Source organism: Streptomyces sp. NPDC032745 (assembly GCF_055579465.1).
In genome coordinates, this window is sequence record NZ_JBVING010000016.1 from 17,604 (window position 1) to 40,335 (window position 22,732).

The following is a 22,732-nucleotide window of genomic DNA, read 5'->3' on the forward strand; positions in this document are numbered from 1 at the left end:
GACGGGGGGCGTGGGACGTGCGGCGCGGGGCCCGGCGGCTGCCCGGCCCCGCGCCGGCGCGCGTGCCCGGCGCCGGCTGCTCGGCGCCGGCTGCTCAGCGCTGGGCGAGGGTGAGCCGGATGCCGGCCGCGGAGAGGATGCCGGGCAGCGGAAGGCACGGGTCCACCGCGGGCCGGCCGCCCGTGACCCGGTGGCCCCGCAGCACCGCCGCTGCCAGCGCGGCCGCCGTCAGTACGCCCAGGTGCTCGCCGGGGCAGCGGCCGCCGCCGTGGCTGAAGGGCGCCATCCGGATGTCCTGCTCCGCCCCGGGCCGCAGCCACCGGGCGGGCACGAACTGGTGCGCCGCAGGCACGTGTTCGGGATCCCGCTGGTGGAACAGGGCGGGCACCAGCACCGCCGTCCCCGCCGGATAGTGGACCCCGCGCCACTCAGTCTCGGCCCGGGTGACCCGTACGAGGTCCGGCACGATCGGGAACAGTCGCAGGGTCTCCTGTACACAGGCCCGCAGTCGGGGGAGCTCCGCTCCACCGCCGTCCACCTCGGCCCGCAGGGCCTCCTGCTCGGCCGGATATGCGGCGAGCAGGAGCAGGGTCCGGGCCACGGTCGGGGCGACCGTGTCGAGGGCGAGCAGCCAGTGGTGGGCCTGCCCCACCGCGTCCAGCGCGGCCGCATCAGGCCCGGAGGCGGCCGGGTGGCTGCGGGCGAGCGCGGCCAGGGTGTACGGCTCCGCCCGGGCCGCGTACTCCTCGACGCGGGCGGCGGCCTTGCGGTACAGCGCCTCGGCGGCCACGGCGCGACCCTTGCGCATCCGCATCCAGTTGGCCTCCTCGCGGATCGCGAGCAGCCACCGGGCGAGCTCCTCGTCACCCGCGGCCGCGTCGCCGAGGACCATCCGGCGCCCGATCCGGGCCACCGTACGGCGCAGCAGCGGGAAGTCCAGCTCGCAGCCCTGGATCAGGGCGGCTGCCTCCTCCGCGATGATGGCCTGGAACTCCTGGCACGAGGGGTGCACGGGCTGCTCGGCAGCGAGCACTTCGTCGTTGACGCGCCGGCGCTCCTCGCGGGTGTCGCCGTGGGAGCAGATGACGCCGGTGGGCTCCAGCAGCGACAGGCCCTTGTACTTGTCGGGCGCGTCCATGGCGAGGGTGCGCACCGGCAGTTCGTAGAACCGCTGCACGTCGGCGTGGTCCAGCAGGACCAGCAGGGTCCCCGAGAGCCCGCGCACCTCCACGGGCGCCCCGCCGTGCCGTGCCCGCATCGCCCGCAGGGTCGCGGCCGACCAGCCCTGCTGGCCGAGGGCCGCGTACGCCGCCACCACCCGGGGCCGCAGGTGGAAGGCCCCGCGGACGAAGGCGGGCAGCGTGTGCGTGGCGGCGAACCGGACGGTTTCGGCGCGCCCGGCCCGGGCGGGCCGGGGTACGGGGAGGGAGGCGGAGCCGGTGTCTGCGGCTTGGTCCGGGATCCCGGCGGCCGCGGTCGTGCTCTCGTCAGCGGCCCCGGTGCGGGCCGCGGCCTCGGTCATGCCTCCACGACCTTGCCGGGGTTGAGCAGGTTCTTCGGGTCGAAGAGGCGCTTGAGCCCGCGCTGCAGCTCCAGGCTGACCGGGTCGAGTTCGCGGGTCAGCCACTCGCGCTTGAGGGTGCCGATGCCGTGCTCGCCGGTGCTGGTGCCGCCGAGGGCGAGACCCGCCGCCATGATGTCGTCGTACGCGGTCTGCGCGCGGCGGAACTCGTCCGCGTCCGATTCGTCGAAGACGACGGTCGGGTGCAGGTTGCCGTCACCCGCGTGGCCGAGGGTGAAGATCCGCAGCCGGTTCCGTACGGCGATCTCCTCGATGGTGCCCATGAACTTGGCCAGTTCGGACCGGGGCACGGCCACGTCCTCGATGAAGGCGGTCGGCCTGCCGCCCAGGGTCGCGGCGAACGCCCCCAGGGCAGGGGTGACCAGCCGCCGGGCCTCGATGACGTGCCGGGACTCCTCGGCGCTGGAGGCGGTGACCACGTTCTGGGACCCGGCCTCCTTGCACAGGAGGGCCATCGCCGCGAGGTCACGGCCGGGGTCGGCGGTGTCGCTCTCGATGATGAGCGTGGCGGCGGCGCCCGGGGCCAGCATCGGGTGCCCGTGGTCGGCGACGGCCTGGGAGGTGGCCCGGTCGAGGAGTTCGAGGGCGGACGGGACGTGGCCGGTCTTGGTGATCGCGGCGACGGCGTCCCCGGCCGCCGTGAGGGTCGGGAACTGGGCGAGCAGGGCCAGGGCGGGCGGCCGTACGGGACGCAGCGCGAGCGTGGCGCCGACGATGACGGCCAGGGTGCCCTCGGAGCCGACGAGCAGACGGGTCAGGTCGTAACCGGCGACCCCCTTGGCGGTGTCCCGCCCGGTCCGCATGCGGCGGCCGTCGGCGAGGACGAGGTCCAGGCCGCGGACGTAGTCGGCCGTGACCCCGTACTTGACGCAGCAGATGCCGCCGGCGCCGGTGGCGATGTTCCCGCCGATGGTGCAGTGCTCCCAGGAGGCCGGGTCGGGCGGGTACGAGAGCCCGTGCTCGGCGGCGGCGTCGTTCAGGCGCTTGGTGACCACGCCGGGCTCGCAGCGCACGAGCCGGTTGGCGGGGTCGATCTCGAGGATGCGGTCCATCCGGGCGGTGCTCAGGACGACGCAGCCGTCGATCGCGTTCGCGGCGCCCGCGAGACCGGTGCGGGCGCCCTGCGGGACGACGGGGACGCCGAGCTCGTACGTGGTGCGCATGATGTGCCGGACCTGCTCGGCGGTGCGCGGGAAGGCGACGACGGCGGGGGTGCCGGCCTCGGAGAACGGCGCTGCGTCGCGGGCGTGCGCGGCGAGGGTCTCGGGGTCGGTGTGCAGGACGTCGGCGTGGTCGGTGAGGAGGGTGCGCAGGCGGGACAGGAGGGGGGTGTCGGGGGACATGTGGGGCCTTCTGGTGGTGGGGGCTGGGATCCGGGCTCAGAGGGAGGGGAGCTCGGTGGTCACGGGCACGTCGATGAGCACCGGTCCGTCCTGCTGGGACGCGGAGTCCCGTACGAGCTTGGTGAGTTCACCCGCGCCGTGGGCCCGGTGGGTGCGCACCCCGTAGCCGTCGGCGACGGCCGTGATGTCGAGACCGGGGATGTCGAGGCCGGGCGCGCCCTGGGCGTGCTCGAGCTGCGCGAACCACTGGAGGATCGCGTACTTGGCGTTGCTGAGGACGACGAAGGTGACGGGGACCTTGTACGTGGCCGCCGTCCACAGGGCCTGCACGGCGTAGTGGATGGAGCCGTCGCCGATGACGCAGACCACGGGCCGCTCGGGTGCGCCGAGCTGGGCGCCGACGGCCGCGGCGGCCCCGAAGCCGAGTCCGCCGCCCGCGGAGAACAGGTAGGAGCCCGGGGTGCTGATCCGGGTGGCCTCGTGGAACTGCGGGACGTTGGAGGGCGATTCGTTGACCCAGAGGGTGTTCTCCGGGGCGCCCTGCGCGATGGCCGTCATGGCGGCGAGCGGGGTGAGGACGCCGTCGGCCGCCTCGGGGAACCGCACCTGTTCGTGCGGCGCGGGCGCGGTCCCGCCGCCGGCCGGGAGCCGGTCCGCGAGCGCCCGTACGGTCAGTGCGAGGTCCGCGACGACCGCATCCCCGACGGGGGCCTTGGCGGCTTCCTCGGCGTCCCGGGTGAGGAGGACGAGCTCGGTGCCCTCGGGCAGGTGCGAGCCGGGGACGTAGGGGTAGTAGCGGAACACGGGCGCCCCGACCACGACGACCAGGTCGTGCCCCGAGAGCTGGCGGCCGAGAGGGCCGATCGCCGGGGTCAGTTCCCCGCGGTACTGCGGATGGCTGCGGGGGAAGGAGACGCGGGCCGAGACGGGCGCCGCCCAGACGGGCAGCCCGGTGCGCTCGGCGAGCTCGAGGACCGCGTCCCAGGCGCCGGAGGCGTCGACGTCGTCGCCGACGACGAGCACGGCGGAGCGGGCGCGGGAGATCCGCTCGGCGAGTGCCGCGACCGTGGCCGCATCGGGTGCCGCGGCGTGCGTGATCCGACGGGCCGCGGCCGCCTGGCCGGCCCGGTCCTCCGCCTCGGTGAGCTCCGCGTCGAAGTCATCCATGGGCAGGGAGAGGAACACCGGCCCGTGGGGCGGGGTTTCGGCGACCTGCACGGCGCGGGCCAGCGCGGCCGGGACGTCGGCCGGGCGCGGGGGCTCGTACGCCCACTTGACGGCGGGCTGGGGGAGCAGCGTGGCCTGCGGGTTGGAGAGCAGGGCCTCCATGGTGAGCATGGCGCGCACCTGCTGCCCGGCGGTGACGACCATCGGGGTGCGGTTCGCGCGGGCGTTGAGGATCGCGCCCATCGCGTTTCCGATGCCGGGGCCGGTGTGCAGGTTGACCAGGGAGGTGGTTCCGGAGGCGAGGGCGAAACCGTCGGCCATGCCGACGACGACGGCCTCCTGGAGGCCGAGTACGTACCGGAAGTCGTCGGGGAACTGCTTGAGCATCGGCAGTTCGGTCGAGCCGGGGTTGCCGAAGACCGTGGTGATACCACGTGCTCGTAGAACGTCCAGGACTGATTCTCGAACCGTGCGCATTCGGTGTCCTTCCGCGCAGCCGGGGGCACTGTCGGTGATCAATCCAGCACACTGAGTTGATCTTTACAAAAGGCCTCCACGGTCCACCCGTGTCTGCTAAGTGGCTGTCACGGACCCGCCCCGGTACCGGCCTCGCGCCCGGGCGCGGTTGACGCCGCGTCCACGGGCCGGGCCGGATGTCCCCCTGATGAGTGGAGGACGTGTTCACTCCACCGGCGGGGGCGCGCGGGATTCGGCGGGACACGCCCCCCGCCGCAGCGGAAGCCGGCGTGCGCCGGTCGAGCCGTGCGGAGGCTCAGGGGCGGAACCGCAGGGGGTGGTCCGCCGGGACCTCCACCACCGCGATGCGGACGCCGTCCGGGTCGGTGATCCACATCTCGATCAGGCCCCAGGGCTCCCGCCGGGGCGGCCGCAGCACCTCGGCCCCCCGCATCCGCAGCTCCTCGTACGCCGCCTGCGCGTCGGCGACTTGCAGCCACAGCCGGAGCCCGGGCGCCGGCGGGGTCTCGGCGCGGCCCGAGACCTCCAGGAAGCCGCCGCCCAGGAAGTAGACCGTGCCGCGTTCCGGCCCGGTGCCGAACTCCCGGTAGACGGCGAGCCCCAGCGTGACTCCGTAGAAGGCACGCGAGCGTTCCGGGTCCGTGGGGGTCAGCAGGACCCGGCTGCCCAGTACATGCACCATGCCGACGAACCTAGGCCTTCTGCGCGGCGCGCGCCTTGCGGATGGCTTCCGGCGCCGGGTGCCCGTCAGGCCTCCGGGACGGCGGCGTCCAGCGCAGTGGTGAGGCGGTTCAGGCGGGTCTGGAGGTCGCGGATCTCGGCGAGCTCGAAGCCGGTGGCGGCCGCGATCCGGCGCGGTACCTCCACCGCGCGTGCGCGCAGCGCCGTACCCGCCCCGGTGGGGCCGACGTGTACGGACCGCTCGTCCTCGGTGCTGCGCTCGCGGTGGACCAGTCCTGCGGCCTCGAGGCGCTTGAGCAGGGGGGACAGCGTCCCCGAGTCGAGCCTCAGGTGGTTCCCGAGCTCCTTGACGGGCGTCGTGCCGTGTTCCCAGAGCACGAGCATCACCAGGTACTGGGGGTAGGTCAGGCCGAGGTCCTTGAGGACGACGCGGTAGAGGCCGTTGAAGGCCCTGCTCGCCGCGTTCAGCGCGAAGCAGATCTGGCCGTCCAGGCGGAGGAAGTCCTCGTCGCGGAGGGTTTCGGTGGGCTGCTCGCTCATGAAGGCAAGTGTACCCGGGCAAAGCTTGCGGGTCATTTAGTTGTGCACAACTAAATTGTGTGCTCTAGTAGTGGACGTCAGCCGATCACCGGCTGACACGGTCACCCCGCGAGAGGAACCCCGATGGACGCGCTGTACACCGCTGTCGCCACCGCCAACGGCCGCGAAGGCCGCACGGTCAGCTCCGACGGCCAGATCGACCTCGCGCTCGCCATGCCGCCGGCGCTCGGCGGCAACGGCCAGGGCACCAACCCCGAGCAGCTCTTCGCGGCGGGCTACGCGGCCTGCTTCGCCAGCGCTCTCGGCCTGGTCGGCCGGCAGGCCAAGGTCGACACCGGTGAGGTGTCGGTCACCGCGGAGGCCTCGATCGGCAAGGACGACACGGGCTTCGGCCTGGCCGTCACCCTGCGCGTCGAGCTCCCGGAGTCCCTCGCCGGTGAGACGGGCGCCCTGCTGGTCAAGCAGGCCCACGAGGTCTGCCCCTACTCCAAGGCCACCCGCGGCAACATCCCGGTCGAGCTGGTGATCGAGTAGTACCGATCGGGGGCCCTGTCACCGGGGCCCCCGCCCGGCCCCGGCCCGGCCGTCGGGGGTGGCTCAGGGTCGGCTCAGGGCCTTCCCCGAGGGCAGGGCGACCCCGGCGCCGACATGATCAACGCATGTCGAACACACCATGGCAGCGGACGGCGTTCACCGTCGGTCCGCTCTGCATGACGGCCTACGGACTCATCCGGCTGACCGACGGGGAACACGGCCCCGGACTGGCCTGGTCGCTCGGGCATCTCGCCTTCCTGGCCGGCGTGTTGTGCTTCATCCCGATCGTGCTGGGGATGCGGCGGACGGCGGTGCGCGGGCGCGGCCCGGCCGGCCGCGGGCTCGCCGCCGCCGGAGCGGCGACGGGCCTGCTGGGCGCTGCCGCGGTCGTCGCGCAGGCGGTCATCGACCTCGTCGTCGGCTTCCTCAGCGAGGACCGCGAGGCGATGCGCGAACTCTTCCGGCGAGTCCAGTCCCACGCAGGTGTCGAGCCCGCCGTCTACAGCGTCGGTCCACTCCTCTTCTACGTCGGTCTGCTGCTGCTCATGACCCAGCTCGCGGCGCTGCGGCGGATCGCCGCCTGGCGGCCCGCCGCCGTGGTCGCGGGCATCGTGGCCACGGGCGTCAGCCTGGACCTGCTGCCGCTGGCAGGGCTGCTGTTCCTCCTCGCCCTCGCGCCCCTGGGCCGGCAGGCCGACACCCCGGACCACCGCCCCCGCACGGCCGCCGCTCCCTCCGGCAGCTGACCGGATTCACCGGATCCCGGTCCGGATCCCCCGGGCCGGAGCCGGCAGACCCGGCCTCGCCGCGGGGACCCGGCCGGTGAACAACTCGTCCGGGAGGGCGGTCAGGCCGAGCAGGCCCAGCGTGGTGTCCGTGGCGATCCGGTGCCAGGTGCGCGCCTGGCGGAGCATCGCGTGCCGCCCGTGCGGCATGACGATGCCTCCGGCCCGGGCCCCCCGCGCACGGGCCCGCCGTACGTAGTCCCACGACGCCTGCGCATCGGTGATGCGGTCCGCCTCGTCGTGCAGGAGCACCACGGCCGTGTCCCCGAGATGCACCACCGGTTCGCCCGGCGGGCACCACGGCGCGAGCCCGACCACGGCGCGGACCAGCGGGTCGGCGGCCGCCCGCAGCGCGGCCCGTCCCCCCATGGAATGCCCGACGAGCACCACGGGCAGCGCTCCGGCCACGCAGCGCAGTTCGCGCAGGGCCTGCCAGACGTCGTGGACCGGATCCGCGCGGTGGCCGTTCCAGCCCCGGTGCACGTAACGGACCTCCGCCACCACCACGTCCTTGGCCGGCCCGGCGTCCGCGATGGCCCGCGCGAACGGAAGCATCCGCAGCCCCGGCAGGTTCGGCCGCGGCGGCGCCTCGAGCCCCTCCGGACGGCCGCCGTGCAGCAGGAGCACCGCGGCGCTCGGTTCCCGCGGCACCCGGCGCAGCGCCAGCGCGCCCGTCGGCTGCTTCATGCGTGGCCCCGCCGGGGCGGCAGCGGGAGGAACCCGCTGGTACGGGCGGTGTAGCCGGCGTAGCCGGGCCGGTCTGCCATATGGGCCTCCAACAGGCGCTTGCCGCTCCCCTTGGTCAGCAGCAGCGTCATGACCACCGGCGACACCAGGCACAGCAGGGCGGCCTGCCACGTGCCGCAGGCCATCAGGTAGAGCCCCCACCAGACGAGGAAGTCGCCGAAGTAGTTGGGGTGGCGGGTCCATGCCCACAGCCCCCGGTCCATGACCGTACCGCGGTGCTCGGGATCGGCCTTGAACCGGGCGAGCTGGAAGTCCCCGACGGCCTCGAATGCCAGACCCACCGCCCAGAGCCCGCCGCCGAGCGCGGCGAGGGCGCCGATGGGGGAGCCTGCGTACGAGGCGCTCTGCACCGGCAGCGAGACCAGCCAGACCAGGCCCGCCTGGAGCAGGTACACCTTGAACAGGGCGCGCACGTGCCGGTTGCCCCGCCCCCGGGCGAGGAGCTTCGCATAGCGGGGGTCCTCGCCGTCCCCGCGGCCGCGCCAGGCGATGTGCGCGGCCAGCCGCACCCCCCACACGACGGTGGCGGCGGCGACCAGGAGCCGCCGGCCGCCGTCCCCGTACCCGGACGACAGCGCGTACGAGACCGTCGCGACCGCGGCGAACGCGAGGCCCCAGGCGACGTCCACCGTCCGGTGCAGGCGGCGGGCCGTCCCGACCGCGAAGGCCAGGAGCAGCAAGCCCGCGGCCGTGGCGGCGGCAGCGGCCAGATTGCTCCCGAAGGCCTCCCAGGAGGCCGGGTTCACGGCCGTGCTCCCAGTGAGACGTCCTCCGTCAGGAGCAGTTGCCGGACGTCGAGGTAGCGGGCCCGGAACCCGGCTTCGGAGTAGGCGAGGTAGAACTCCCACATGCGCCGGAACGTGGGGTCGAAGCCGAGCGCCGCCACGGCGTCGGCCCGCTCCGTGAAGCGTTCCCGCCACAGGCACAGGGTCTGCGCGTAGTGGTCGCCGTACCCCTGGTCGGAGACGATCCGCAGCCCGGCGCCGGCCGAGTGCGCCTCGATGGCCTCGCGGGAGGGGATGAGGCCGCCGGGGAAGACGTACTTGCTGATCCAGGTGTGCGTACGGGAGGTGTGCAGCATCTGCTCGTGGCCCATGGTGATGGCCTGCAGCGCGATCCGCCCGCCGGGCGCCACCGCATCGCGCAGGGCGGCGAAGTACGTCGGCCAGAAATCCCTGCCGACCGCCTCGATCATCTCCACGCTCACCACCGCGTCGTACCGGCCCTCCAGATCGCGGTAGTCCCGCAGCTCGACGTCCACCCGGTCGGCCAGCCCCGCGGCGGCGATACGGCGGCGCGCGAGGTGCTGCTGCTCGGCGGAGAGGGTCACGGTCGTCACACGCGCCCCGCGGGCGGCCGCGCGCAGGGCGAGCTCACCCCAGCCGGTGCCGATCTCCAGCAGGCGCTTGCCCGGGCCTACGCAGGCGAGGTCCAGCAGCCGGTCGATCTTCCGGTGCTGAGCGGCCGGCAGGCTCTCGCGGCGCGCGGGGAACGCCGTGAACACGGCGGAGGAGTACGACAGGGTCTCGTCGAGGAAGAGCGCGAACAGTTCGTTCGACAGGTCGTAGTGGCGGTGGACGTTCTGCCGGGACCCGGCCCGGGAGTTCAGCTGGGCTTCGGGCCTGCGCTGCACCCATGCCCCGCGCAGCCGGCGCAGCGGGGCGGGAACCAGGTCGTCCACGTGCGCGGTGAGGACGGTCAGCAGGCCGGTCAGGTCGTCGCTGTCCCATTCGCCCGCCATGTAGGACTCGCCGAAGCCGATCAGCCCGTGCGCCCCGATCCGGCGGAAGAACGCGTCCGGGTCGTGGACCGTCAGCGACGGCCCGCTGCCGCTCGGCGGCTCGGCGCCGAACCGGCAGCGCAGGGGCAGCGCCGTCACGGCGCGGCGGACGAGCCGGCGGGCGACGGCCGCGTGTCCGAAGGGCGCCGCCGGCGGGTGCGCCACGTCCGGCCATGCCTGTGCGTCGATGGAGCACCGCTCCTCGGGTTGGCCGGCGAGGCGGGGGAGGGAAAGGGTCACGGGGCGATGCCTTCCTCGAGTGCGCGGTCGGGCCGGGGCTGGACGGGCAGCCCGCGGAGCAGCAGGTGGATGCCGTGGCGGCGGATCCCGGCCCACACGGCGGCGGTGGACCACGGCCGCCGGGCGGCGGCACGCAGCAGGGCGAGGGGGGTGGCGGGGCGGTGCCGGCCGCGCAGGGTCGCGGTGAACGGCCGCTGCCCGGCGCGCTCGAGCTGGACGGTGACCTCCAGCCGCTCCCGAGGCTCCGGCAGCCGCATGCGGTAGCGGCCGTCGACGGGGAAGAACGGGGAGACGTACAGCTCCTTCGCCGCCTCGGCCCGGCCGGCGCCGTCGGTCCGCAGCAGGTGGCAGTGGCGCTGCCCGTACGTGTTGTGGACCTCGGCCACCACGCAGACCTGGGCGCCGGAGCGGTCGTGGCACCAGTACAGGGTCAGCGGGTTGAAGACGTACCCCAGGACCCGGGCGTGGGCCAGCATCAGGACCCGCCCGCCGTCGAGGTGCACGTCCCGGGAGGCCAGGTACGCGTCCAGGCCGGTCCGGATGGTCGGTGCGGCGGCGTCGAAGTGGTCGCGGGCGTCGAACCGGGCCAGGGGGCGCAGTGGCCACGGGAGCCGGGGGAGGGCGTCCAGGTCCACGAGCCACATGTACGTGCGGTGCCGGAAGGCGTGCCGCACCGGGGCCGTCCGCGCATGCGAGACGACGCAGTCGTACAGAGCCGGTACGGCCACGGCGGGCTGGGCCGGACCGGTTCCCGGCGCCGCCACAGGGGCCACCGCCGGGGTCACCATCGGACACCCAGCGCGGCGGCGGCCCGTACGCCCGACCGGCAGCCGTCCTCGTGGAACCCCCACCCGTGGTACGCCCCGGCGAAGGCGGTGACCGAGGTGTTGAGGCGGGGCAGCGATCGCTGCGCCGCCACCGACTCGGGCGTGTAGACGGGGTGCGCGTACTCCATGCGGGCCAGGACGTGCTCGGGGTCGATCCGCCCGCCCGCGTTCAGGGTGACGACGTAGCCGGTGTCGCCCGGCAGCCGCTGCAGCCGCGTCATGTCGTAGCTGACCCGGACCCCTTCCGCTCCCGGGCGGCAGTCGGTGAGGTGGTAGTTCCAGGAGGCCCGGGCCCGCGGCGAGCGGGGCAGCAGGCCGGTGTCGGTGTGCAGCACGGTCGGGTTCGCCTCGTACCGGAAGGCGCCGAGGATCCGCTGCTCGTCCCGGGTGGGGTCGGCCAGCAGACGCAGCGCCTGGTCGGGGTGCGTGGCGATGACGACGGCGTCGTAGGCGTCGGTGATGCCGTCGTCGCTGCCCACCAGGGCGCCGCTCGGTATGCGGTCCACCCGGACGACCGGGGTGGCGGCCCGGACGTTGCTGATCTCCTTCGCGACCTTGTCGACGTAGGCCGCGCTGCCGCCGGTGACGGTCTTCCACCGCGGGGAGCCCGCCACGGACAGCAGCCCGTGGTGGTCGAGGAAGCGGAACAGGTACGCGGCCGGGTACTCCAGCGCGGTGTGGGCGGGGCAGGACCACACGGCCGACACCAGCGGGGTGATGAAGTGGGTGACGAAGTACGGGGAGAAGCCGCCGTCGGCGAGGAACGCCCGGAGGGTGTACCGCTCCGGGCTGCCGCTGCCGGAACCGTCGCCGCCGGGGCCGTCGGCGGCCGGACCGTCCCCGGCCAGCAGGCGGCGCGCGCGGCGGTGGAAGAGCGGTACCTCCGCCAGCAGCCGCAGGTACCGGGCGCGCAGGGCCGCCCGCCCGGTGAACAGGCCGAGGGGCCCGCGGGCACCTGCGTACTCCAAGCCGCAGCCGTCGCACCTCACCGACATGCTCATCTCGGAGTCCTGCGTGGCCACTCCGAGCTCGTGGAAGAGCCGCAGCAGCAGGGGGTAGGTGCGCGCGTTGTGGACGATGAACCCCGAGTCCACGCCCATGGTTCCGCCGCCCGGGGCGGGCAGTTCATGGGTGTGGGCGTGGCCTCCCAGCCGGGGGTCCGCCTCGTACAGCGTGACGTCGCACGCCTTTTGCAGGACGTAGGCGGCGGTCAGTCCCGCCACACCGCCGCCGATCACGGCCACGTTCCTCGTACGCACAGTTCTTCACTCCCCACCGTTCGCCACGCCGTCGTCCGTGACGGCGGTTCACTCCTGGTTCGCAGCCGGAGCACCCGCGGATTGGTGGCAGTTGCCGAAATCGGAATCAGGTTCGATGCGGGTGGTGCACATCGATCGGGAATTGGCGAGCACATTGACCAATCCGCACAGATGTCCGCTCCGAAGACCGGTCAAGAGCGCGGACCTGGCACCATCCGGAGCGGTCGGCTCTCTTTGTGGAAGGGCCGGTCCCTTCGACAGGAAGGACTGTCATGCGACGGACCGACCCCGGCGGACCTTCCGCCACCACCGGGCAACCGCTGCCCTTCGGCGTCCCCGACGCGGTGGGCCCCCGGCTCGAGGACCTGATGTACCGGGTGGCCCGCGGCGACAAGGACGCCTTCTCAGCCCTCTACGACGCCCTGTGCGGGACCGTCTTCGGGATAGTCGTCCGGGTCGTACGCGACCGTGCCCAGTCCGAGGAGGTGACACAGGAGGTGATGATCGACCTGTGGCGGCAAGCCGCCCGCTACCGCCCCGAACAGGGGAGCGTGCGCACCTGGGCCGCCACCCTGGCCCACCGCCGGGCCGTCGACCGCGTCCGCTCCGCCCAGGCCGCGATCAATCGCGAGTACGATCAGGCCGCCCGCGAGCAGGCCCGCCCGTTCGACGAGGTCGCGGAACAGGTCGAGACACGTCTGGAGAGCGAACAGGTGCGGCGCTGTATGCGCGGCCTGACCGAGATCCAGCGCCAGGCCGTCACGCTGGCCTACTACCAAGGCCTGTCCTACCGGGAGGTCGCAGAGACCCTGCGCACTCCACTGCCCACGATCAAGACACGCATGCGCGACGGGCTCATCCGGCTGCGCGACTGCATGGGGGTGACCACATGAAGCACGACGGGGAACTGCACACCCTCACCGGCGCGTACGCCCTGCACGCGCTCACACCTGCGGAGCACGAGGTGTTCAGCGCGCACCTCGCCGACTGTCCCTCCTGCCGGCAGGAGGTGGCCGAATTCTCCGCCACCGCCGCCCGCCTGGGCGCCGCTGCCGTGCTCCCGCCGCCCGCGCGCATGAAGGACGAGGTCCTGTACGGCATCGACTCGGTCCGCCAACTGCCCCCGCTGCTGCACGCGGCGGGCAAGCCGCTGACGGTCACCTCCGTCCTGCGCCGCAAGGCCGTTCCGCTGGCCCTGGCCGCAAGCCTCGCCGCGGCGGCCGTCCTCGGGGGCGTCACCCTCTGGCAGAACCAGCGAACCGACGAGGCCCGGCAGCAGGCGGAGGCCTCCGAACGCCGCCTCCAGGACCTCACCTCCGTGATGGCAGCCCCCGACGCCCGTACGGTGCACGGCCGCACCACGGGCGGCGCCACCACCTCCGTGGTCAGCTCCAAGCTGCAGAACAGGGCGGTCTTCATCGGCACCGGACTCCCCGACCCCGGCGAGGGCAGGACGTACCAGCTCTGGTTCGACGACCACGGCACCATGCGCCCCGCCGGGCTCCTCGCCGACGAGGGCGCCACGCTCATGGAAGGCGGCGTCCTCGGCGCCTCCGGGGTGGGACTCACCGTCGAACCCGCCGGCGGATCCGCCCATCCCACCAGCCGCCCCCTGATGCTCCTCGCACTGCCGGCCTGACGGGGAGAAACGGGTCGACGGGAATAAACGGCCCGTACCTCTTGACTCGCGCCAAATAGGGAGGAAACTCGTCAATACACCGGACAACCAGAGAGAGCCGCACTCACTTCCGGAGACGTCCAGAAGTCCGCGTGACCCCCATCTCGGCTCTGGCCAGGCCCCCGGCAGATCCTGTCGGTGCGGGAGCCGTCAGCGACGGCTGAACTCCCGGAACCGGAACAGGACCGCCGGGGACTGCTCTGTCCGGGGGCGGTGCTGTGGAGGACCGTGGTGTGCCGGTTCGTTTCTGCAGGTGAAGCCGGGCCTCCATTCGGGTGACCCGGTGTCCGGGGGTCTGTCGTCGCCGGTCGCCGTACGGATACAAACCCGGTCGTGATCAAGAACCTGATGCGCGGTGTCCCTGCGCTCCTCCTTGCAGCCCTGCCCGTCCTCGCCGTGGCGCCGACCGCCCACGCCGCCGGATCCGCGGCCCGCGAGACCTTCGAGTTCCACAGCGCCCTGAACGACAAGTGCCTCGCGACCAACGGGGACAACGTCGAGGTGCAGACCTGTCACGGAACCGGCAACCAGCTCTGGTTCTGGGAGGGCAAGGTCCTGCGGAACCTGGCCGAGCTGCACTGCCTCGACGTACGCAACGGCGAACTCAACGCCGCGGCCCAGGCCGTGGGCGACTGCCACGGGCTGGCCAACCAGCGCTGGACCCGCGAGGGCCAGTGGCTCCGCACCGAGGTCAACAACCAGTGCCTGAGCATCCAGAACAACGGCGACCCGAGCGAGCACGCCGGGATCAACGTGCGCAACTGCGGCAACGTGGCCTGGCAGTTCTGGAAGACGGTGTGACCCCGACCAACCGACCCCCTGACTCCCTGACTCCCTGACGACTATGACGGCCGGCCCCCGGGCCGGCCGCCGACACGAGCGGCGCAAGGGCCCGCCGCGTTCGACTCGGCGCCATCCCCGGATAGGGACGCGTTCATGTCACCCCCCTACGGTCGGCATGCCCGAGCAGCACCTCCCGAGGGGGATCTCCCACACATGCGTCGCAGTTCCGTGAGTACACCGAAGATGCTGACCGTCCTTGCCCTGGCCGGCGCCGTGGCGGCCGGTACGGCCGTCACCGCCAACTCCGCCACCCCGCAGGGCGACCAGGGGAGGGGAGAGGTCCGCAACGTCATCTACCTCCTCGGCGACGGCATGGGCCGCACCCATGTCACCGCCGCCCGCGACCGCTTCTACGGGCCCGGCGGCAAGCTCACCATGGAGTCCCTCCCGTTCACGGGCGCGGTCGCCACGTACGCCGTGGAGAAGGGCAGCCAGAAGCCCGCGCTGGTCACCGACTCGGCAAGCTCCGCCACCGCCTGGTCGTCCGGCGTCAAGACGTACAACGCGGCCATCGGCGTCGACTCGTACGAGAAGAAGACCGCCACGCTGATGGAGCAGGCCAAGGCGGCCGGCTTCGCCACCGGCAACGTCTCCACCGCCGAGATCACCGACGCCACCCCGGCGGCCCAGTTCAGCCACGCACTGCTGCGCGGCTGCCAGGGCCCGGTGTACTCCGAGGCCGCCTGCCTCCCCAAGAAGGAGGACGGCACGTACGAGCCGGCGCCGCAGGACAAGACGCTGATCACGCCGATCGCCGAGCAGATCGCCCGCAACGGCACCGCCGACGTCATCCTCGGCGGCGGCCTCGCCCGCTTCGAGCCGGACGACCAGAAGGCGCTGCAGGCCCAGGGCTACCAGGTGCTCGGCAGCTTCGGCGACCCGGCGCTGCCCGCCCAGACCGCCGCCAGCCAGAAGGCCGCCACCAAGGGAGACCTGGACAAGGCCAACGGCAAGAAGGTCGTCGGCCTGTTCAACCGCGGCAACCTGACCGTCGAGCAGGCCAAGGCCGGCCTGCCCGCGGAGGCCCCGCAGAAGCAGGAGCCCACGCTCGCGGACATGACCAAGAAGTCGATCTCGCTGCTGACCGACCGCAAGCAGCAGGACCGCAAGAAGAGCAAGGGCTTCTTCCTCCAGGTCGAGGGCGCCCAGATCGACAAGCGCTCGCACGCCAACGACGCCGCGCAGACGCTCGCCGAGGTCAAGGCCTTCGACGACGCGGTGAAGGCCGCTTACGAGTTCGCGAAGAAGGACGGCCACACCCTCGTGATCGTCACGGCGGACCACGAGTGCGCCGGCTTCAACATCATCGAGAAGGGCTCGTACACGAACGCCGAGGCCGTTGCGCCCCCGGCCAACACGGACGCGGGCAACCCGGCGAACAACAGCGCCCCCTCCCGTGCGGCCTCCGGTGCCAAGGACCCGGCCCGCTCGAGCGGAGCCGTCAACGGCGCGGGCTCGGCCGACGCGAAGAACTTCGCGCCCGCCACGTTCCGTACGCCCGACGACCCGGCCGGCGTCAAGGACGGCAGCCCGGACGCGAGCCTGTGGCTGACGTACCTGTCCGGCAACCACACCGGCGCCGATGTGCCGATCTTCGCCTACGGCCCCAGCGGCAGCGTGTTCGCCGCCAGCCAGAACAACACGGAGCTGTACGGGAAGATGTACCGCGCGCTGTTCAGCCGGGCTCCCCAGCAGCACTGACCTTCGGGCAGCCGGGGCCGGGGGGCAGGTCCCTCCCGGCCCCGGCCCTTTCAGGAGCGTACCGATGAGAAACCTCCCCCGCGGAGCGGCCGCCGCGCTCGCCGCCACCGCCTTCCTCGTGCTCGCCGCCGGCTGCTCCGGCAGCACGGACGCCGCCGACGGCGCCCGAGGCGGCGCAGGCAAGCCGGCCGGTTCCGCCGCCCCGGTCGCGATGCCCGCGCCGTCCGGCGCCCCCGCGCCGGCCGCGGTCCTCGCCCCGCCCGCCAAGCCGGGCGAAATCCGCATCGAGCCGGGCCCGTTCACCGACCGGGTGCAGCTGACGGCGCTCACGCTCGCGCCCACCGGGAAGCCGGGCGTCACCGGGCACCTGGCCATCACCTCCGACGTCAGCGACGTGCTGAGCCTGGAGCTGCGCGCCGCGTACTACGACGCGGACGGCCGGCTGCTGGGGACCGGCACCTTCCACTACCAGGAGGAAGGCGCGGACGCGCCCGCCGGCGACCACCACGACGGCCCGCGCGCGGCCGGGAACGGAATCGACTTCACCGTGTCCGCGGAGCAGCTCGCCGGTACCCCGTCGAGCGCCGTCCTCTCCCTCCCGGTCCTGGTCAACGAATAGGGCCCGCGGCCCGCGGCGACACTCGATCGGGCGCACTGGCCCCCGTCCGCGTTCACCGGGGCCTTCCCCGGGTAGACCGAGCGCACCGCGGACGGCTCGGGCCCGACCGGCCGGCGCGGACGTCTCCCGGTGGAGGGATGCTGATGAAGGTGGAGGCCGCGGTGGCCGTGGGTGCGTACGTACGGCGGGAGCGGGACCGGCTGGTCTCGCGGGAGCCGCTCGTACGGCGGGACCGGCCGGGGGCGGTGAAGGCGATGCGCAGTGCCTCGCGCCGGCTGCGCAGCGTCTGGCACACGCTGGGGGAGTGCGAACCGGCCGACGGCGGGAACGGCGGGCTGTTCGCCGAGTGCACCTGGCTCGGAGAACACCTGGGCGTGGTCCGGCACCTCGACGAGACCGCGCACCGCGTACTGCGGCACCCCGGGACGGCCGGCCCTCCGGCACGCTGGGCGATCGAGCGCCTCGCGCAATCGCGCGACCCCGCGCGCCAGGAGCTGCTGGGCGTTCTCGACGGGGCCCGCTACGCCTCGTTGGTCGCGGCCCTGGACGCCAAGGCCGACACCACGGTGCCGCAGTCGGCCGCCGCCGGACTCGGCGCCCGGTTCTGCGCGGCGTGGCCGTCCCTCCTCGAGGAACTCGCGGCAGCGGCGGCGACCGCGGACGCCGAGACGCGGGCGGACGCACTGCACGAGGTCCGCAGGGCCGCCAAGCCCCTGCTGGACACCGGCCGCAGCGTGGCCCGGGCCTACCCGGACCTGCTCCGGCACCCGCTGCGCCGCCTCACGGCGCTGCACGACCTGCTGGGCGAGCACCAGGACAGCACCGTCTGCCGTCGCACGATCGAGCCGTGGCCGTCCGAGGCACCCGACCGGGGCGTACGGGAGGCCCTGCGCGCGCTGACGGAGTACGAGTGGTGCGCCACCGCCGCAGCGGAATCACGCCTGCCCGCACTGCACGAAGAGCTCACCGCGCTCCGCCCCGGACACTGACCCTGACGCCCGCCTTGTGCCGTCAGCCGCGGGGCTTCGCGCGGACGTGCATGCGCTCGCCCTGTCTCCCGAAGAGGCTGAGGATCTCTACGGGCCGTCCGTCGGCGCTGCTGAACCAGTGGGGCAACCGGGTGTCGAACTCGGCGACCTCGCCGGGGCCGAGGACCAGATCGTGCTCGGCGAGCACAAGCCGCAGCCGGCCCTCCAGCACGTACATCCACTCGTAGCCCTCGTGCGTACGGAGGTCCGGCTCGGCACCCCGGTCGGCGATGACCAGCTTGTACGCCTGGAGGGGGCCCGGGCTCCGGGACAGCGGGACGAACGAACCGCCGCTCGGCAGCGTACGGGGCGTCAGCCGGACCCGGGGATCGCCCACTTCGGGGGCTCCGACCAGATCGTCCAGGGGTACGTGGTACGCACCGGCCAGCGGCAGCAGCAGTTCCAGGCTGGGGCGGCGCTGCCCGGACTCCAGCCGGGACAGGGTGCTCTTGGAGATGCCGGTCGCCTCGGAGAGCGCGGCCAGGGTGAGGCCGCGCTGGGCACGCAGCCGTTTGAGCCGGGGGCCGACCTCGTCGAGGACCGCTCGGTAGGGCAGCGGCGGTGTGTCCGATGGCGTGTCGGACGGCGTGTCGGACGGCGTGTCGGACGGCGTGTCGGATGGTGTGTCCATGGAGGCATTCCACCCCGCTGTCCCGGAAACAGCAACAAGTGTTGTCGTGACGGGGCCGCGGGGGCAGGCTCCGCGGCATGAACCCACACAGTGATTTCAGACCCGGAGCCGGACACGGACCTGGTCACGGATCCGCCACCACGGTCTTCACGGCCGGAGGGAAGACGACTTCGGTCCGGTGGGCGCTCGCCGGCCTGTCCCTGGCCATGCTGCTGTCCTCGCTCGGCACCAGCACCGCCAACGTCGGCCTGCCGACTCTGGCGCAGGTGTTCGGCGCCTCGTTCCAGCAGGTCCAGTGGATCGTCCTCGCCTATCTCCTCGCCATCACGACCCTGATCGTCAGCGTCGGCCGGCTCGGCGACATGATCGGCCGCCGCAGGCTGCTCCTGTCCGGGATCTCCCTGTTCACGGTGGCCTCGGTGCTGTGCGGCATGGCCCCCACGCTCTGGCTGCTGATCGCCGCCCGGGCGGTGCAGGGCCTCGGTGCGGCCACCATGATGGCGCTGACCATGGCGTTCGTCGGCGAGACGGTGCCGAAGGAGAGGACCGGCAGCGCCATGGGGCTGCTCGGCACCATGTCCTCGATCGGCACGGCCCTCGGCCCTTCGCTCGGCGGCCTGCTGCTCGCCGGACCGGGCTGGCGGGCGATCTTCCTCGTCAACGCGCCGCTGGGCGTCCTCGCACTCGTCCTTGCCCACCGGCACCTGCCCGTCGACGGGCAGGACGCGAAGACCGGTCGGGGCCGCTTCGACCACGTGGGCACCCTGCTCCTCGCCCTGACGCTCGGGGCCTACGCCCTGGCCATGACCGTGGGGCGCGGCAGTTTCGGTCCGCTCAACATCGCTCTCCTGGCGACCGCCGTCCTCGGAGTGGGCTTGTTCGTACGGGCCGAGGCGAGAGTGGCATCCCCGCTGATCCGGTTGGCCGTCTTCCGCGATCCACTGCTGAGTGCGAGCCTCGGCACGAGCGCGCTCGTCTCCACCGTGATGATGACGACGTTGGTCGTCGGGCCGTTCTACCTCTCGCGTGCGCTCGGGCTCGGCGAGGCCCTGGTGGGGCTCGTCCTGTCGGTCGGTCCGCTCGTCTCCGCGCTGACCGGTGTGCCGGCCGGTCGTATCGCGGACCGCTTCGGCGCACAGCGCATGACCGTCGCGGGGCTCTGCGGCGTTGCCCTGGGCTGCGGCGCCCTGTCCCTCACGCCGGTGACGCTCGGCGTGGCCGGCTACATCGTCCCGCTCGTGGTCACCACCGCCGGCTACGCGGTGTTCCAGACGGCGAACAACACCGCCGTCATGTCAGACGTCGGCCCGGACCAGCGGGGCGTCATCTCGGGAGTGCTCAACCTGTCCCGCAACCTGGGGCTCGTCACCGGCGCGTCCGTGATGGGCGCCGTGTTCGCCCTCGCATCGGCGACGACCGACGTCACGACGGCGCAGCCCGAGGCCGTGGCCCACGGGATGCGGATCACGTTGGCCGTCGCGGCGACGCTGATCGTCTCCGCGATCGCCCTCACCGTGGGAGGCCGCACGCTCGCGCGACGCCGACCGGCCGGCTGACCCTACCCGGCGGCGTGACAGCAGCCGTCGCGCAGCATCAGGAGCCGTTCCAGGCACCAGTCCACCGGGTCGGCCCGCCGAGCGGCCGACCCGCCGGCCGCCGGGGTGCCGGTCGGCGGGGTGTCGGTCGCCGGGGTGCAGGCGGCCACGAGGTCGTCGGTCGTGTGGAGCACGCCGCCTCGGAGGACGGCGGAGGTGCGGACCAGGGTGTCGAAGTCGGTGAACGGGTCACCGTCCACGATCGTCAGGTCGGCGAACCTGCCGGGTCGGACCGTGCCGAGTTCATCGCCGAGACCGAAGAGCCGGGCCGGCAGTACGGTCACCGTGCGCAGGGCCTCGGCCGGGGAGAGCCCGCCGCGGTGCAGGGCGCGCAGTCCCAGGTCGAACGGGCCCTCGGCGCGCTGCCGCAGACCGGTTCCGTCGGGGCGCACGGTCCAGATGTGGTACGTGCCGCTGCCGTAGGCACAGAACGCCACCGACGAGCCGTCGGGGGAATGCACGGGCCGGTTCGCGTCCAGGGCAGCCGCGGTGAGCGGCACGGCGTCGCCCCCGGAACCCGGCACCGACCACAGCACGTTGTGGATCTCGGCGATCAGCCGGTCCCCGTCCGGAGACAGGCTCGCTGCGCCGTTCGTGGCCGCCGTGAAGGACAGCGGGGCCGGCGCGGCTGACGGACTGCCGGTACGTGCCGCTGCCGAGGGTCCGGCCCCGAGCAGCTCTGCCGCGCCGACGGCACCCGCGGCCGCGAGCAGGCGGCGGCGGGACAGGGTCCCCGGGTCGATGCCGTAGGGGGCGTTCATCAGCTGCCGCGTCTCCGCAGTCGGGGTCCCGGGGGGTGGGGGTTGGTGCCGCCGGGCTCAACGACCGGGCGATCCCGCGGTCACCCGTAAGACACAGGAGGGGTGCGTGACCGGACGCACAGGTGCGGGCCGAGTGGCGACGCGGCGGTGCGGGCACGTTCAGGGGGCGACACAATGACCACGGTTGTTCTCTTTGATTCAGTTCGGATCCACTACGGAGGAATGGGCGGATGCTCAACGAAAGAGCGGGGCAGCAGGCGCGCCCGGAGGACCTGATCGACGTGGCCCGGCTCGTGACCGCCTACTACGCCCTGCACCCCGATCCGGCGGATCCCGGCCAGCGCGTCAGCTTCGGCACCTCGGGACACCGCGGCTCCTCCCTCGCCACGGCCTTCAACGAGGACCACATCGCCGCGACCAGCCAGGCCATCTGCGAGTACCGGGCCCAGCAGGGCATCGACGGCCCCCTGTTCCTCGGCGCGGACACCCATGCCCTGTCCGAACCCGCCCGGGTGACCGCCCTCGAGGTCTTCGCCGCCAACGATGTGACCGTGCTCGTCGACGCCGCGGACGGCTACACCCCGACGCCCGCGGTCTCGCACGCCATCCTCACCCACAACCGCGGACGCACCTCGGCCCTGGCCGACGGAGTGGTGGTCACCCCCTCGCACAACCCGCCGGCGGACGGCGGCTTCAAGTACAACCCGCCCCACGGCGGACCCGCCGGCTCCGAGGCGACCGGCTGGATCCAGGAGCGCGCCAACGAGATCATCACCGGGGGCATGAAGGAGGTCCGGCGGATCCCGTTCGTTCGGGCGACGGCCGCCTCGACCACCGGCACGTACGACTACCTCGGCACGTACGTGCGCGACCTGCCGTCCGTGCTCGACCTGGACGCCGTCCGCGCCGCGGGTGTGCGCATCGGGGCCGACCCACTCGGCGGGGCCTCCGTGGCGTACTGGGGGCGGATCGCCGAGGAGCACCGCCTCGACCTGACCGTGGTCAACCCGCACACCGACCCCACCTGGCGGTTCATGACGCTGGACTGGGACGGCAAGATCCGGATGGACTGCTCCTCTCCCTACGCGATGGCCTCGTTGATCGAGGGCCGGGACCGGTTCCAGATCGCCACCGGCAACGACGCGGACGCCGACCGGCACGGCATCGTGACCCCGGACGGCGGTCTGATGAACCCCAACCACTACCTCGCCACGGCGATCGAGTACCTGTACAGCCACCGCGAGCAGTGGCCGGCGGCCGCGGGCATCGGCAAGACGCTGGTTTCCTCGGGCATGATCGACCGAGTGGCCGCCGACCTGGGCCGCGAACTGGTCGAGGTGCCGGTCGGTTTCAAGTGGTTCGTGGACGGGCTCTCCGCGGGCACCATCGGCTTCGGCGGCGAGGAGTCGGCCGGAGCCTCCTTCCTGCGCCGCGACGGCTCCGTGTGGACCACCGACAAGGACGGCATCATCCTGGCCCTGCTGGCCTCGGAGATGCTGGCGGTCACGGGGCAGACGCCGAGCGAGCGGTACGCCGGCCTGACGGCCCGCTTCGGCGAGCCCGCGTACGCCCGGATCGACGCGCCGGCCACCCGTGAGGAGAAGGCGGTACTGGGCCGGCTGTCACCTCGGCAGGTCAGCGCCGACACCCTGGCGGGGGAGCCCGTCACGGCGGTGCTGACGGAGGCTCCGGGGAACGGGGCCGCCATCGGAGGCATCAAGGTCACGACGGAGCACGCCTGGTTCGCGGCCCGCCCGTCGGGCACGGAGGACGTCTACAAGATCTACGCCGAATCCTTCCTGGGCCCCGACCACCTGACCCGCGTACAGGAAGAGGCCCGCTCCGTCGTATCGGCAGCCCTCGCCGGCTGACCGGCGCGAGGCGCCCGGTGCGGTCCGGTGCGGTGCGGTCCGT

At 73.2% G+C, this 22,732-nt stretch carries 21 protein-coding genes and 1 pseudogene; 10 read left to right on the plus strand and 12 right to left on the minus strand.

The features are described from left to right. Positions 1 to 94 precede the first annotated feature (94 nt). From ACZ5WG_RS32100 to ACZ5WG_RS32120, 5 genes are all read right to left on the minus strand, one after another. Positions 95 to 1,522, minus strand: a complete 1,428-nt coding sequence (locus tag ACZ5WG_RS32100) for a cytochrome P450 (protein WP_468727808.1) — start codon at positions 1,520 to 1,522, stop codon at positions 95 to 97. Next, complete coding sequence (locus tag ACZ5WG_RS32105; RefSeq protein ID WP_468727809.1) at positions 1,519 to 2,925, minus strand: FAD-binding oxidoreductase; 1,407 nt, start codon at positions 2,923 to 2,925, stop codon at positions 1,519 to 1,521. Before ACZ5WG_RS32105 ends, ACZ5WG_RS32100 begins: the two co-directional genes overlap by 4 nt. 36 nt (positions 2,926 to 2,961) lie before the next feature. Continuing rightward, entirely contained in the window at positions 2,962 to 4,569 is a 1,608-nt protein-coding gene (gene mdlC, locus ACZ5WG_RS32110; RefSeq protein WP_468727810.1) for a benzoylformate decarboxylase, read from the minus strand. Positions 4,570 to 4,864: 295 nt separating this feature from the next. After that, positions 4,865 to 5,251: a VOC family protein gene (locus ACZ5WG_RS32115; RefSeq protein WP_468727812.1), complete on the minus strand. Its 387-nt coding sequence runs from the start codon at positions 5,249 to 5,251 to the stop codon at positions 4,865 to 4,867. Positions 5,252 to 5,316: 65 nt separating this feature from the next. After that, the gene (locus ACZ5WG_RS32120) at positions 5,317 to 5,790 is read right to left on the minus strand and encodes a MarR family winged helix-turn-helix transcriptional regulator (RefSeq protein ID WP_468727813.1); all 474 of its coding nucleotides are present in this window, start codon (positions 5,788 to 5,790) and stop codon (positions 5,317 to 5,319) included. Between the two features lie 123 nt (positions 5,791 to 5,913). Between ACZ5WG_RS32120 and ACZ5WG_RS32125 the strand changes: the two genes are divergently transcribed. After that, positions 5,914 to 6,324, plus strand: coding sequence for an organic hydroperoxide resistance protein (locus tag ACZ5WG_RS32125; protein WP_054220897.1), 411 nt, complete (start codon positions 5,914 to 5,916; stop codon positions 6,322 to 6,324). A gap of 125 nt (positions 6,325 to 6,449) precedes the next feature. Further along, positions 6,450 to 7,070: a hypothetical protein gene (locus ACZ5WG_RS32130; RefSeq protein WP_468727814.1), complete on the plus strand. Its 621-nt coding sequence runs from the start codon at positions 6,450 to 6,452 to the stop codon at positions 7,068 to 7,070. Positions 7,071 to 7,076: 6 nt separating this feature from the next. Here ACZ5WG_RS32130 and ACZ5WG_RS32135 read toward each other — a convergent pair whose 3' ends face one another. Genes ACZ5WG_RS32135 through ACZ5WG_RS32155 form a run of 5 tightly spaced genes read right to left on the minus strand, consistent with a single transcriptional unit; the run spans position 7,077 to position 11,962 of the window. Further along, on the minus strand, positions 7,077 to 7,796 hold the full coding sequence (locus ACZ5WG_RS32135; protein WP_468727815.1) for an alpha/beta hydrolase: 720 nt from the start codon (positions 7,794 to 7,796) through the stop codon (positions 7,077 to 7,079). Further along, a complete protein-coding gene (locus ACZ5WG_RS32140; protein ID WP_468727816.1) occupies positions 7,793 to 8,602 on the minus strand; it encodes a DUF1295 domain-containing protein in 810 nt (269 codons plus the stop codon). The genes ACZ5WG_RS32135 and ACZ5WG_RS32140 overlap by 4 nt, the downstream gene beginning before the upstream one ends. Then, positions 8,599 to 9,876 carry a class I SAM-dependent methyltransferase gene (locus ACZ5WG_RS32145; protein ID WP_468727817.1) on the minus strand — a complete coding sequence of 426 codons (1,278 nt, stop codon included), beginning with the start codon at positions 9,874 to 9,876 and terminating at the stop codon, positions 8,599 to 8,601. Before ACZ5WG_RS32145 ends, ACZ5WG_RS32140 begins: the two co-directional genes overlap by 4 nt. Next, positions 9,873 to 10,649 (minus strand): DUF1365 domain-containing protein, encoded by a 777-nt coding sequence (locus ACZ5WG_RS32150; protein WP_468727818.1) that lies wholly within the window; start codon positions 10,647 to 10,649, stop codon positions 9,873 to 9,875. The genes ACZ5WG_RS32145 and ACZ5WG_RS32150 overlap by 4 nt, the downstream gene beginning before the upstream one ends. Before the next feature lie 8 nt (positions 10,650 to 10,657). Continuing rightward, positions 10,658 to 11,962, minus strand: a complete 1,305-nt coding sequence (locus ACZ5WG_RS32155) for an NAD(P)/FAD-dependent oxidoreductase (protein WP_468727820.1) — start codon at positions 11,960 to 11,962, stop codon at positions 10,658 to 10,660. A 272-nt stretch (positions 11,963 to 12,234) separates the two neighbouring features. Between ACZ5WG_RS32155 and sigK the strand changes: the two genes are divergently transcribed. The 6 genes from sigK to ACZ5WG_RS32185 all read left to right on the plus strand — a co-directional run bounded on the left by sigK (position 12,235) and on the right by ACZ5WG_RS32185 (position 17,792). Beyond that, positions 12,235 to 12,855 (plus strand): ECF RNA polymerase sigma factor SigK, encoded by a 621-nt coding sequence (gene sigK, locus ACZ5WG_RS32160; protein ID WP_468727821.1) that lies wholly within the window; start codon positions 12,235 to 12,237, stop codon positions 12,853 to 12,855. After that, a complete protein-coding gene (locus tag ACZ5WG_RS32165) occupies positions 12,852 to 13,601 on the plus strand; it encodes an anti-sigma factor (protein ID WP_468727822.1) in 750 nt (249 codons plus the stop codon). The genes sigK and ACZ5WG_RS32165 overlap by 4 nt, the downstream gene beginning before the upstream one ends. Positions 13,602 to 13,973: 372 nt before the next feature. Beyond that, positions 13,974 to 14,441 carry an RICIN domain-containing protein gene (locus ACZ5WG_RS32170; protein ID WP_468727823.1) on the plus strand — a complete coding sequence of 156 codons (468 nt, stop codon included), beginning with the start codon at positions 13,974 to 13,976 and terminating at the stop codon, positions 14,439 to 14,441. A 195-nt stretch (positions 14,442 to 14,636) separates the two neighbouring features. After that, positions 14,637 to 16,184: an alkaline phosphatase gene (locus tag ACZ5WG_RS32175; protein WP_468727825.1), complete on the plus strand. Its 1,548-nt coding sequence runs from the start codon at positions 14,637 to 14,639 to the stop codon at positions 16,182 to 16,184. 64 nt (positions 16,185 to 16,248) lie between these two features. Beyond that, positions 16,249 to 16,803: a hypothetical protein gene (locus ACZ5WG_RS32180; RefSeq protein WP_468727826.1), complete on the plus strand. Its 555-nt coding sequence runs from the start codon at positions 16,249 to 16,251 to the stop codon at positions 16,801 to 16,803. A 137-nt stretch (positions 16,804 to 16,940) separates the two neighbouring features. Then, positions 16,941 to 17,792 (plus strand): CHAD domain-containing protein, encoded by an 852-nt coding sequence (locus ACZ5WG_RS32185; protein ID WP_468727827.1) that lies wholly within the window; start codon positions 16,941 to 16,943, stop codon positions 17,790 to 17,792. A gap of 22 nt (positions 17,793 to 17,814) precedes the next feature. Here ACZ5WG_RS32185 and ACZ5WG_RS32190 read toward each other — a convergent pair whose 3' ends face one another. Next, positions 17,815 to 18,462, minus strand: coding sequence for a helix-turn-helix domain-containing protein (locus ACZ5WG_RS32190; protein ID WP_468727828.1), 648 nt, complete (start codon positions 18,460 to 18,462; stop codon positions 17,815 to 17,817). Between the two features lie 77 nt (positions 18,463 to 18,539). Here ACZ5WG_RS32190 and ACZ5WG_RS32195 point away from each other — a divergent pair, with 77 nt between their 5' ends. After that, positions 18,540 to 20,018 (plus strand): MFS transporter, encoded by a 1,479-nt coding sequence (locus tag ACZ5WG_RS32195; RefSeq protein WP_468727830.1) that lies wholly within the window; start codon positions 18,540 to 18,542, stop codon positions 20,016 to 20,018. Between the two features lie 2 nt (positions 20,019 to 20,020). Here the strand turns inward: ACZ5WG_RS32195 and ACZ5WG_RS32200 are convergent. Beyond that, positions 20,021 to 20,398: pseudogene (locus tag ACZ5WG_RS32200) on the minus strand (amidohydrolase family protein); the annotation flags it as partial. Between the two features lie 650 nt (positions 20,399 to 21,048). Here ACZ5WG_RS32200 and pgm point away from each other — a divergent pair. Continuing rightward, positions 21,049 to 22,689 carry a phosphoglucomutase (alpha-D-glucose-1,6-bisphosphate-dependent) gene (gene pgm, locus ACZ5WG_RS32205; RefSeq protein ID WP_468727832.1) on the plus strand — a complete coding sequence of 547 codons (1,641 nt, stop codon included), beginning with the start codon at positions 21,049 to 21,051 and terminating at the stop codon, positions 22,687 to 22,689. The last annotated feature ends 43 nt before the right edge of the window (positions 22,690 to 22,732 follow it).